This is a genomic window from Dokdonella sp. (assembly GCF_036518555.1).
Taxonomy (GTDB): Bacteria; Pseudomonadota; Gammaproteobacteria; order Xanthomonadales; family Rhodanobacteraceae; genus Dokdonella_A.
On the sequence record NZ_DATDMY010000179.1, the window covers coordinates 1 to 8,752 of the forward strand.

The following is an 8,752-nucleotide window of genomic DNA, read 5'->3' on the forward strand; positions in this document are numbered from 1 at the left end:
GCCGCTATTGATCGGCCCGGAGCCGCTTGTTAGCGTGCAACGACGACCGGCGCGGACGCGCCACCGGAACCCGATGAACAGTCCGTCCCAGCACCTCGACGCCCGCGCCCGCCAGCTGTTGCGCACCCTGATCGCGCGCTACATCGCCGAAGGCCAGCCGGTCGGCTCGCGTACGCTCGCGAAAGCCTCCGGCCTCGACGTGAGCCCGGCGACGATCCGCAACATCATGTCCGACCTCGAGGAATTCGGGCTCGTCGCCGCCCCTCATACCTCGGCGGGACGCGTGCCGACCGCGCAGGGCTACCGCGTCTTCGTCGACAGCCTGCTCGAGATGCGCCCGCTCGGCGAGCCCGAGGTCGACCAGTTGCGCCGGGAGCTGCCGACCGACGCGGCGACGCCGGACCTGCTCGGCAGCGCGACGTCGCTGCTGTCGGAGATGACCCATTTCGTCGGCGTCGTCAGCGTGCCGCGGCGCGAGGAATTCCCGTTCCGCCACATCGACTTCGTCCAGCTCGACGGCGGCCGCGTGCTCGTCATCCTCGTTTTCACCGACGGCCAGGTGCAGAACCGCGTGATCGCGCCGCAGCGCGCCTATTCGCCGTCGGAACTCGAGCAGGTGGCCAATTACCTCAACGCGAACTACGCCGGCATGCGCATCGACGAGATCCGCGGCCGCCTGCTGCGCGAGATGCAGGACGAGGGCGCGCGGCTCAATCGCCTTCTCAGCGCGGCGGTCGAGGTCGCCGAAGCCGCGTTCCAGGACAGCGCCGGCAACGACATGCTCGTCGCGGGCCAGACCAACCTCATGGGGCGGCAGGACGGCGCCGACGTCGACCGCCTGCGGGAGCTGTTCGAGGCGTTCCAGCGCAAGCGCGACCTGTTGCAGCTGCTCGAACGCTGCTCGCGCGCCGAAGGCGTGCGCCTGTTCATCGGCGAGGAATCGGGCTTCGCCGCGCTCGACAGCTACAGCCTCGTGACCGCACCGTACGGCGTCGGCAGCCGCGTGCTCGGCGTGCTCGGGGTGATCGGCCCGACGCGCATGGCCTACGAGCGCGTGATTCCCGTGGTTCAGGCGACCGCGCAGATCATCTCGGGTGCCTTGAAGCGGGGCCAGCCACCCCAATAGAGCGGGCCGGAGCGGGGGCTCGCGCCGCCAGGCGGCGCGCCGGCACGGCCGGCCCAGCGCAGGATCGACGGCTTCCGCCGCAGTGCGGACGGCCTTGCTTTGACGTGGAGGAACGTATGCAGAACATGGACCCGAACCCGACGCCGCAGGCGTCCGCCGCCGGCAACGACCAGGCGGTCGACAGCGAGCTCGAAACCCTGTCGCGCCAGCTCGGCGAGGCCGAAACCAAGCTCGCCGAGATGCGCGAAACCGTGCTGCGCGAGCGTGCGGAACTCGACAACCAGCGCAAGCGCCTGCAGCGCGACCTCGACCAGGCGCGCCGCTTCGCCAACGAGAAACTGCTGGCCGACCTGCTGCCGGTCGTCGACAATCTGGAACGCGGCCTCGCCGCGGAGGCCAGCGACGCGGCGTCGCTGCGTGCCGGCGTGGAGCTGACGCTGCGCGAGCTCGCCCGCGTCGTCGAGGCGAACGGCCTCAAGGCGGTCGGCGCCGTCGGCGAGGCGTTCGACCCCGAGCGCCACCAGGCGATGTCGCTGGTCGAGGCCGCGGAGTTCGGATCGGGCAAGGTCGTCGCGGTGATGCAGAAGGGCTACGTGCTGAACGATCGCCTGCTGCGGCCCGCGCTGGTGTCGGTTTCTCGATAGTCCGAAGCGCGCAATTGCTTGAAACACGGGCGCGCAGCCCCAGATTTCGCGCCAGCCGCGGCCATCGGCTGACGGTGTTCCCGGAACCGGAACCCGGCGCCGCCGCCGCAACCACAGCACACACATTCAGAGCGGGAGAGCACAGAAATGGGCAAGATCATCGGCATCGACCTCGGCACGACGAACTCGTGCGTGGCGGTCATGGAGGGCAACTCGGCCCGCGTGATCGAGAACTCCGAAGGCGATCGCACGACGCCGTCGGTGGTCGCGTTCAAGGACGCCGAAGTCGTGGTCGGCGCGACCGCGAAGCGCCAGTCCGTCACCAACCCGAAGAACACCTTCTACGCGGTGAAGCGCCTCATCGGCCGCAAGTTCACCGATGCCGAAGTGCAGAAGGACATCGGCCTCGTGCCGTACAAGATCATCGCGCACGACAACGGCGACGCGTGGGTCGAGACGGCCGACGGCAAGAAGATGGCGCCGCCGGAAGTCTCGGCGAAGGTGCTCATGAAGATGAAGAAGACGGCCGAGGATTTCCTCGGCGAACCGGTCACCGAGGCGGTGATCACGGTGCCCGCGTACTTCAACGATTCGCAGCGCCAGGCGACCAAGGACGCCGGCCGCATCGCGGGCCTCGAGGTCAAGCGCATCATCAACGAGCCGACCGCGGCCGCGCTCGCCTACGGCCTCGACAAGAAGGGTGGCGACCGCAAGATCGCCGTGTACGACCTCGGTGGCGGCACGTTCGACATCTCGATCATCGAGATCGCCGAAGTCGACGGCGAGAAGCAGTTCGAAGTGCTGGCCACGAACGGCGACACGTTCCTCGGCGGCGAAGACTTCGACAAGCGCGTCATCGATTATCTCGTCGAGGAATTCAAGAAGGACCAGGGCGTCGACCTCAAGAACGATCCGCTCGCGCTGCAGCGCCTCAAGGACGCCGCCGAGCGCGCCAAGATCGAGCTGAGTTCCTCGCACCAGACCGAAGTGAACCTGCCGTACATCACGGCCGACGCGTCGGGCCCGAAGCACCTCAACATCAAGCTCACGCGCGCCAAGCTCGAGGCGCTCGTCGGCGACCTCGTCGAGAAGACGATCGCGCCGTGCCGCACCGCGCTCAATGACGCCGGCCTCAAGGTGTCCGACGTTAGCGAGGTGATCCTCGTCGGCGGCCAGACGCGCATGCCGAAGGTGCAGGACGCGGTCAAGGACTTCTTCGGCAAGGAGCCGCGCAAGGACGTCAATCCGGACGAGGCCGTCGCCGTCGGCGCGGCGATCCAGGGCGGCGTGCTGTCGGGCGCTGTCAAGGACGTGCTGCTGCTCGACGTGACGCCGCTCTCGCTCGGCATCGAGACGCTCGGTGGCGTGTTCACCAAGCTCATCGAGAAGAACACGACGATCCCGACCAAGGCGTCGCAGGTGTTCTCGACCGCCGAGGACAACCAGAACGCGGTCACCGTGCACGTGCTGCAGGGCGAACGCGAACAGGCTCGCTACAACAAGTCGCTCGGCAAGTTCGACCTGCAGGGCATCCAGCCGGCGCCGCGTGGCATGCCGCAGATCGAGGTCACGTTCGACATCGACGCGAACGGCATCCTGCACGTCGGTGCGAAAGACAAGAACACCGGCAAGGAACAGCGCATCGAGATCAAGGGCAGCTCGGGCCTGTCCGAGGACGAGATCCAGCGCATGGTGCGCGACGCCGAAGCGAACAAGGAAGACGACAAGAAATTCCACGAGCTCGTCGGCGTGCGCAACAAGGCCGACCAGCTGGTGCACGCGACGCGCGACGCGATCAAGCAGCACGGCGGCAAGGTGCAGGGCGAGATCGGCCGCATCGAGGAAGCGCTGTCGGAACTCGAGAAGGTCATGAAGGGCGAGGACAAGGCGCAGATCGAAGCGCGCACGACCGCGCTCGAGCAGGTCGCGCAGCCGCTGTTCGCCGCGGCCCAGCAGTCGCCGCCCGCGGGCGACGCCGGCGCACAGCAGGGCGGCTCGGCCAAGCACGACGACGTCGTCGACGCCGAGTTCACCGAGGTCAAGGACGACAAGAAGTAAGCACTCGCGGGCCGCGCACCGGGGATCCTGGTGCGCGGCCTTCGCGCGCGCGATCGACGGGGGATCGATGGACAAGGGGCGCCTGGAAGCCTTCACCGACGGCGTGATGGCGATCATCATCACGATCATGGTGCTCGAGCTGAAGCCGCCTCGCGAGCCGACCTGGCACGCGCTCGCGGCCGACTGGCACGTGTTCGTCGCCTACGTGCTGAGCTTCGTCTACGTCGGCATCTACTGGAACAACCACCATCACATGATGCATTCGGTCGAGCGCGTCGACGGTCGCGTCATGTGGGCGAACCTGCTCCTGCTGTTCTGGCTCTCGCTGTTTCCGTTCACGACCGCATGGCTCAGCCAGGTGGAGCCCGCGCCCTCGTCGGTGCCGACGGCGGCGTACGGCATCGTGCTGCTGATGGCGGCACTGTCGTGGGTGCCCCTCGGCCGCAGCCTGATCGCCTGCAACGGCGGGCCGCACAGCCGCCTCGCGCGTGCGATCGGTCCGCGCGCCGACTGGAAGGCGGTCGTGTCGACCGTGGCCTACGCGGCCGGCATTGCGTTCGCGTTTTTCGCGCCCATTGTTTCGTCCATCCTGTACGCCGCCGTCGCGGCGCTATGGTTCATCCCCGATCGCCGCATCGAACAAACGACATGACGTCCCCATGAGCAAGCGCTGCTACTACGAGGTGCTCAGCGTCGAGCGCACCGCCAACGACGAGCAACTCAAGAAGTCGTTCCGTCGCCTCGCGATGAAGTTCCATCCCGACCGGTGTCCGGACGATCCTGCCGCGCAGGAGAAGTTCAAGGAGGCCAAGGAGGCCTACGAGGTGCTGTCGGACGCGCAGAAGCGCGCACTGTACGACCAGCACGGCCACGCCGCGTTCGAACACGGCATGGGTGGACGAGGCGCGGGCGGTTTCAACGGCGACGTCGGCGACATCTTCGGCGACATCTTCTCCGACATCTTCGGCATGGGCGGCGGCGGTCGCGGTCGCGCACGGCGCGGCTCGGACCTGCGCTATCTCATCGAGCTCGACCTCGAAGAGGCGGTATTCGGTGCCGACAAGCAGATCGAAGTGCCGACCCTCGTCGAGTGCGGCGGGTGCAAGGGCAGTGGTTCGGCCGACGGCAGGACCTCGACCTGTTCGACCTGCAAGGGGCACGGCCGCGTGCGCATGCAGAACGGCATCTTCTCGATCCAGCAGGCGTGCCCGCACTGCGCCGGAAGTGGCAAGGTGGTCACGAACCCGTGCAAGGAATGCCACGGCGAAGGACGCGTGCACGACGAGCGCACCCTGTCCATCAAGATCCCCGCCGGCGTCGACAACGGCGATCGCATCCGTCTCGCCGGACAGGGCGAGGCCGGTCCGGCGGGCACCGTGCCCGGCGACCTCTACGTCGAAGTACGCGTGCGCGAGCATCCGATCTTCCAGCGCGACGGCGACGACCTCCATTGCGAGATTCCGTTGCGCTTCGGCCAGGCTGCGCTCGGCGCCGAGATCAGGGTGCCCACGCTCGACGGCGAAGCCGAGATCCGCATTCCCGCCGAGACGCAGGGCGGCAAGGTGTTCCGGCTGCGCGGCAAGGGCGTCAAGTCCGTGCGCAGCGGCCACGTGGGCGACCTCATCTGCCGCGCGGTCGTCGAGACGCCCGTGCGCCTCACGGCGGCGCAGCGCGAGCTGCTGCAGCAGTTCGAGGCCACCTTCGCGGGCGACGGCGCCGCCGCGCATTCGCCGCGCGAAAGCAACTGGCTCGACGGCGTGAAGCGCTTCTGGGACCGCGTCACGTCCTGACGCATCCCCGACCGAGGACGCTCGCTTCACGGGAGCGTGGTCGAGGCCCACGGGGCATTTCGCGACGGTCTACAATCGGGCGCCCTCCCGATACGGAACGCGCGCATGCCGGCGACGACGATTCATGTGGCGGTGTACGGCGCCGCCGGACGCATGGGCCAGGCGATCCTGCGCGCTGCGTCGGCCGAGCCACGGCTGCGCGTGTCCGCGGCGCTCGTGCGCGCGGGTTCGGAACTCGCGGGACGCGCGCTGCGCGACGTGCACGGCGCAGCAGCGCCCGATCTCGATTTCACCGACGCGCTCGATCCCGATACGCCGGTCGACGTGCTCGTCGACTTCAGCGGTGCGCACGCGTTCGACGCCGCGCTCGCGCTCGCGCTCGAGCGCCGTGCCGCATTCGTCAGCGGCACCACCGGCCTCGTCGACGCGCAACGCGACGCGCTCGAGCGCGCGGCCGCGCGGATCCCGCTCATGTGGGCGTCCAACTTCAGCCTCGGCATCGCGTTGCTCATGCGCCTCGCCCGCGACGCCGCGCACGCGTTGCCGTCATGGGACTGCGAGATCGTCGAGATGCATCATCGGCGCAAGCTCGACGCGCCGTCCGGCACCGCCCTTTCGCTCGGCGAAGCGGTCGCCGAGGGGCGCGGCGTCGCGTTCGCCGAGCGCGCGGTGCACGGGCGCAGCGGTCGCACCGGCGAGCGGCCCGAGGGCGAGATCGGTTTCCACGCCCTGCGCGGCGGGGACGTGGTCGGCGAGCACACGCTCGTGTTCGCGGGCCCGGGCGAGCGGCTCGAACTCGCGCACCGCGCGACCGACCGCGACGTGTTCGCGCGTGGCGTCGTCGCCGCGGCGTGCTGGATCGCGCGGCAGGCGCCCGGCGCCTACCCGATCGACCGCATCCTCGGTGGCGTGGGTGCGGTCTGACGTCGCGCGCCGAAAAAAAAGGGGCGCCTGCGCGCCCCGAGGAGAGTGTGACGGGAGGAGTCGGTCCGGTCAGAACGCGATCTGCGCGCGCACTTCGAACACGCGCGGATCGACGTCCGCCTCGCCGTTGATCGGCGCTCCGTAGTGCTTCGTGCTGTTCGCCATGATGTAGTTCGCCTGCAGCTTGAAGTGCTGGCCGAGGTACCAGTTGGCGCCGATGGTCCAGTCTTCCTGCTTGCCGCCGAGCACGGGCGCGTCGTTGAGGTCGAGGTGGCTGTAGCGCACCGCGACTTCGAAGGCGCCGAAATCGTTGATCGGCCGGACGTTGCCGATCGTGCCCTTGCTGTACGGGCGACTCTCGCCGGTCAGCACCCACGAACCCTGCACGTAGCAGCCGTCGCCCTCGAAGCTGGGCTTGCCACGCGGATCGGCGCTGAAACTCAGGTACTCGCCCTGCACGAGCAGCGGACCGTGGATCCACGCGCCCTCGAGGCCGAGGCGCTTGATCGTGCCCGGGAATGCGAGGCTGCCCGTGTCGACGAGCCTCGTACCGAGCAGGCCGGCTTCGGGCTTGGCGCGGAAGCGCGCCGAGGGGTTGGACACGATGCCGCGTCCGTCCGTGGTCGCGTCGCGATCCTCGGTCGAATAGGCGAGGCCGAGATGGAGCACCTCGCTCTGCTCGCGCGAGCCCGCGCCGGGTTGGCGATTGAACGGGTTCCAGACCACGCGCGCGGCCGGGCCGTCGCCGTCGTTGTCGCCGTTGAGGTCGCCGCCCTTGAAGTAGGCGAGGTAGAGCAGCCAGTTCGGGATGCCGGTGTAGGTCCAGTCGGCACCGATGCGGCGCCCCATGTTGGCCGCTTGCACCGGCAGCGCGCGTTCCATGAACGTCGTCGCGCCCGAACTGATCGTCTCTTCCCAGCCGACCGGGGTCTTGAACTGGCCGATGCGGAAGTCGCCCGCTTCCTTGTTGCTGTAGCGGATGAAATTGTCGATCCACGCCGCGTGCACGCCGCCGGCATAGGTGATGTCGTAACCGATGTTGAAATCGAGGCCCCACGGCGTCTTGCCGTAGACATTGACTTCCTTGCGGCGCCACGCGTTCGCGTCGTCGAAGATCTCCGCGCCGGTGGCGGGATTCTCGGTGTCGCCGGAGAAGGTGTTGACGTCGTACTGGAACAGACCCTTCACGCCGAACTCGTAGCCGTCGCTGGTCTTGAACTTGGTCGGCCAGTCGTTGAGCACGTCGTAGGCCATCGCGTTGGTGCCGATTCCGCACATCAGCGCGGCGGCGATCGCATGTCGCAATTTCATGGGGTCCTCGGGAGGGGGCATTGACCGGCGCGCAGTCTGGCCAGTCGTTGTTACGCTCGGATGACAAGCAAACGCCGAATTAACGCCTGCGCCACGAAAAAAACTGCCGCAATCAGGCGGTGCTCGTGACCGTCTTGTGACGGTAGCTGCACAAGTCGTTGATCGCGCAGACGGGGCAATCGGGCTTGCGTGCCTTGCATACGTAACGCCCGTGCAGGATCAGCCAATGGTGCGCGTCCTTGCGGAATTCATCCGGAACAACCCTGTCGAGCGTGTCTTCGACCGCGCGCACGGTCTCGCCGCGCGCGAGCCCGGTCCGATTGGCGACGCGGAAGATGTGCGTGTCGACCGCGATGGTCGGCTCCCCGAACGCGGTGTTGAGCACGACGTTCGCGGTCTTGCGGCCGACGCCGGGCAGCGCCTCGAGCGCCTCGCGCGAACGCGGCACTGCGCCACCGTGCTGGTCGACGAGGATGCGGCAGGTCGCGATCACGTTCTTCGCCTTCGCGTTGAACAGGCCGATCGTCGAGATGTAGCGCTTGAGCCCGTCTTCGCCGAGCTCGAGGATCGCCTGCGGCGTGTTCGCGACCGGGAACAGCTTCTTCGTCGCCTTGTTGACGCCGACATCGGTCGCCTGCGCGGAGAGGATCACCGCGATGAGCAGCTCGAACGGCGTCGAGTAGTCGAGTTCGGTGGTCGGGTGCGGATTCAGCTCGCGCAAGCGGCGGAACATTTCGCGGATCCTCTCGCGCTTCATGAGCCGTTCGTGTCCTTGGCGCGGCGCGCCTTGCCGCGCGCGATCGCCGCGAGCACAGCCTCGCGGTCGATCGGCCGCGAACGCGCGCTCGGGGCACTGCCGGCCTGCGGCGCTGGTGTGGGAGCGGCTTCAGGCGCGATGG

At 68.2% G+C, this 8,752-nt stretch carries 8 protein-coding genes; 6 read left to right on the forward strand and 2 right to left on the reverse strand.

The annotated features are described in order from the left end of the window. Positions 1-73: 73 nt before the first annotated feature. From hrcA to dapB, 6 genes are all read left to right on the forward strand, one after another. On the forward strand, positions 74-1,126 hold the full coding sequence (gene hrcA / locus VI238_RS10295; RefSeq protein ID WP_331651005.1) for a heat-inducible transcriptional repressor HrcA: 1,053 nt from the start codon (positions 74-76) through the stop codon (positions 1,124-1,126). A 116-nt stretch (positions 1,127-1,242) separates the two neighbouring features. After that, positions 1,243-1,770: a nucleotide exchange factor GrpE gene (gene grpE, locus VI238_RS10300; protein ID WP_331651006.1), complete on the forward strand. Its 528-nt coding sequence runs from the start codon at positions 1,243-1,245 to the stop codon at positions 1,768-1,770. A gap of 147 nt (positions 1,771-1,917) precedes the next feature. Further along, positions 1,918-3,828, forward strand: a complete 1,911-nt coding sequence (gene dnaK, locus VI238_RS10305) for a molecular chaperone DnaK (protein WP_331651007.1) — start codon at positions 1,918-1,920, stop codon at positions 3,826-3,828. A 67-nt stretch (positions 3,829-3,895) separates the two neighbouring features. Then, positions 3,896-4,480, forward strand: a complete 585-nt coding sequence (locus tag VI238_RS10310) for a TMEM175 family protein (RefSeq protein WP_331651008.1) — start codon at positions 3,896-3,898, stop codon at positions 4,478-4,480. Between the two features lie 7 nt (positions 4,481-4,487). Then, positions 4,488-5,618, forward strand: coding sequence for a molecular chaperone DnaJ (gene dnaJ, locus VI238_RS10315; protein ID WP_331651010.1), 1,131 nt, complete (start codon positions 4,488-4,490; stop codon positions 5,616-5,618). A 105-nt stretch (positions 5,619-5,723) separates the two neighbouring features. After that, positions 5,724-6,542: a 4-hydroxy-tetrahydrodipicolinate reductase gene (gene dapB / locus VI238_RS10320; RefSeq protein ID WP_331651011.1), complete on the forward strand. Its 819-nt coding sequence runs from the start codon at positions 5,724-5,726 to the stop codon at positions 6,540-6,542. Positions 6,543-6,611: 69 nt separating this feature from the next. Here the strand turns inward: dapB and VI238_RS10325 are convergent, their stop codons facing one another. Both VI238_RS10325 and nth read right to left on the reverse strand, forming a co-directional pair. After that, positions 6,612-7,853, reverse strand: a complete 1,242-nt coding sequence (locus VI238_RS10325) for an OprO/OprP family phosphate-selective porin (protein WP_331651012.1) — start codon at positions 7,851-7,853, stop codon at positions 6,612-6,614. 112 nt (positions 7,854-7,965) lie between these two features. Beyond that, complete coding sequence (nth, locus tag VI238_RS10330) at positions 7,966-8,610, reverse strand: endonuclease III (RefSeq protein ID WP_331651013.1); 645 nt, start codon at positions 8,608-8,610, stop codon at positions 7,966-7,968. Between the last annotated feature and the right edge of the window lie 142 nt (positions 8,611-8,752).

Excerpts from the sequence above, each read along its gene's own strand:
- nth (WP_331651013.1), bottom strand. The coding sequence starts at position 8,610 with ATGAAGCGCGAGAGGATCCGCGAAATGTTCCGCCGCTTGCGCGAGCTG.
- VI238_RS10325 (WP_331651012.1), bottom strand. The coding sequence starts at position 7,853 with ATGAAATTGCGACATGCGATCGCCGCCGCGCTGATGTGCGGAATCGGC.
- VI238_RS10310 (WP_331651008.1), top strand. The coding sequence starts at position 3,896 with ATGGACAAGGGGCGCCTGGAAGCCTTCACCGACGGCGTGATGGCGATC.
- dnaK (WP_331651007.1), top strand. The coding sequence starts at position 1,918 with ATGGGCAAGATCATCGGCATCGACCTCGGCACGACGAACTCGTGCGTG.
- dnaJ (WP_331651010.1), top strand. The coding sequence starts at position 4,488 with ATGAGCAAGCGCTGCTACTACGAGGTGCTCAGCGTCGAGCGCACCGCC.
- hrcA (WP_331651005.1), top strand. The coding sequence starts at position 74 with ATGAACAGTCCGTCCCAGCACCTCGACGCCCGCGCCCGCCAGCTGTTG.
- dapB (WP_331651011.1), top strand. The coding sequence starts at position 5,724 with ATGCCGGCGACGACGATTCATGTGGCGGTGTACGGCGCCGCCGGACGC.
- grpE (WP_331651006.1), top strand. The coding sequence starts at position 1,243 with ATGCAGAACATGGACCCGAACCCGACGCCGCAGGCGTCCGCCGCCGGC.